The sequence below is a fragment of the Streptomyces sp. NPDC020681 genome, assembly GCF_044334895.1.
Classification (GTDB): domain Bacteria; phylum Actinomycetota; class Actinomycetes; order Streptomycetales; family Streptomycetaceae; genus Streptomyces.
Window position 1 is genome coordinate 1 of the sequence record NZ_JBIRTX010000074.1, and the last position, 1,670, is coordinate 1,670.

A 1,670-nucleotide genomic window follows, 5' to 3' on the forward strand; every position below is an offset into this window, starting at 1 on the left:
CATTGGACGGGCGCCCGGAAGCGGACGTTGACAGCCCATCCAAGCGCAGTCCGTTAGCGACGACCCCTTGCGTCGTCCAACAGCGGCCAAAGCGAGCGTGCCAATGTCGTTTCGTTTCCGTCGTCCGTATGGAGTGCGCCCCTGCGGGTAGACAGGATCAGGCTGCGGATTTGACCGAGAGCCGGGCGTGTTGATCCTCGAACTGCTGCGGGCTGAGATAGCCGAGCGCGGAATGCAGTCGGCTTCCGTTGTAGACCTGATCGATGAAGCGGGGAAGATCGGCGGCGACATCCTCGAAGGTCTCGTAGGCCATAGGATAGACGGCCTCGACCTTGAGCGTTTTCATGAAGCTCTCGGCCTTGGCGTTATCGTATGGATTGCCGCGGCGCCCCATCGATCCGACGAGACCATGTTCGGCGAGGGCCTGCCGGTAGCGCCCGGCCGCGTATTGCGAGCCGCGGTCCGTGTGGTGGGTACAGCCGGGCGGCGGTCCCCGCTTTTCAATGGCTGTGCGCAGGGCGGCCAGCGTCAGCCTGACGTCGATCGAGCGGCCGATGGCGTAGCCGACGACCTTGCGCGACCAGGCATCGAGGATGACGGCGACATAGACGAAGCCGGTGGTGATCGCGACATAGGTGATGTCGGCCACCCAGAGCTGGTTCGGCCCGTCCGGGACCATATCTCTCGCCAGGTTCGGGAAGATCGGCAACTCGTGATCGCCATCGGTGGTGGCGATATAGCGCCGACGCCGTCGAGGCTGGAGGCCGTGCTCGCGCATCAATCGCCTGATCTTCTTGTGATTGACGATCAGGCCGCGATGCCGCAGCGCTGCCTGCATCCGGCGGTAGCCATAAGCCTCGAAGCTCTCGGAGATCGCCGCCATCGTCTCGACGAGCGCGGTGTCGTCGATGCTGACGGCCGGCTTGTCGTAGTAGGTCGAGCGCGAGATCCCCATCAGCCGGCATCCTTCTGCGACAGAGATGCCGCGGGGCCGGTGACGACGGATGTAGTCGCGCTTCTCGGCCGCGGTCCGTGCTTCAGAGCCCCCTTTAGAAACTCGATCTCCAGGGCCTGCCTGCCGACGAGCCGCTCCAGCGCGGCGATGCGCGCCTCGTAGGCTTCGATCGTATCGACGGCGACGGCCTCGTCGTCGAAGGCGCCACCCTCGAATTTCTGGATCCAGATGCGGATCAGGTTGCGCGACAGATCATGTCGACGGGCGAGGCTGTGGAGCGTCTCGCCAGCCAGGTAATCCTGCGCCACCTGGCGCTTGAACTCGATGCTGTGGGTGCGGTGTCGGGCCATGGGCTTTCATCCTTCGAAAGCCCGGCTCCCCGGTCAATTCCCTATCGTCACACTGTCCGCCTCAAGGGGCGCACTCCACCTTCAGCCCTATTTTGCGCGGCGTTCGACTGGCCCGAGCGACGGGCTCAGGAACTGAAAGGCGCGGCCACCTCGGCCGCGAGGAGCCCGCGATGCAGTACAAGACCCTGATTACAGCCGCTTGCCTGATGGCGGCAATTGCCAGCCCCGTGGCTGCGGCCGACCCGCGGTCCCCGCAGAAGCGCGAATGGCCGCCTGCCTATGCCGCAGAGCCCCTCAGATATAATTGGAGCGGCTTCTATGCCGGTGTCCACGCTGGCGGGGCCTTCGACAAATATACGGGCACG

At 64.6% G+C, this 1,670-nt stretch carries 3 protein-coding genes; 1 reads left to right on the forward strand and 2 read right to left on the reverse strand.

All coding sequences use genetic code 11. The features are described 5' to 3' along the window. Positions 1–157: 157 nt before the first annotated feature. Positions 158–1,006 (reverse strand): IS3 family transposase, encoded by an 849-nt coding sequence (locus tag ACH4YL_RS40735; protein ID WP_398512589.1) that lies wholly within the window; start codon positions 1,004–1,006, stop codon positions 158–160. Next, positions 955–1,305 carry a transposase gene (locus tag ACH4YL_RS40740; protein WP_306224613.1) on the reverse strand — a complete coding sequence of 117 codons (351 nt, stop codon included), beginning with the start codon at positions 1,303–1,305 and terminating at the stop codon, positions 955–957. The genes ACH4YL_RS40735 and ACH4YL_RS40740 overlap by 52 nt, the downstream gene beginning before the upstream one ends. A gap of 170 nt (positions 1,306–1,475) precedes the next feature. Here ACH4YL_RS40740 and ACH4YL_RS40745 point away from each other — a divergent pair. Continuing rightward, positions 1,476–1,670: hypothetical protein (locus ACH4YL_RS40745; RefSeq protein WP_398512588.1), on the forward strand; the 195-nt coding region annotated here is incomplete at its 3' end.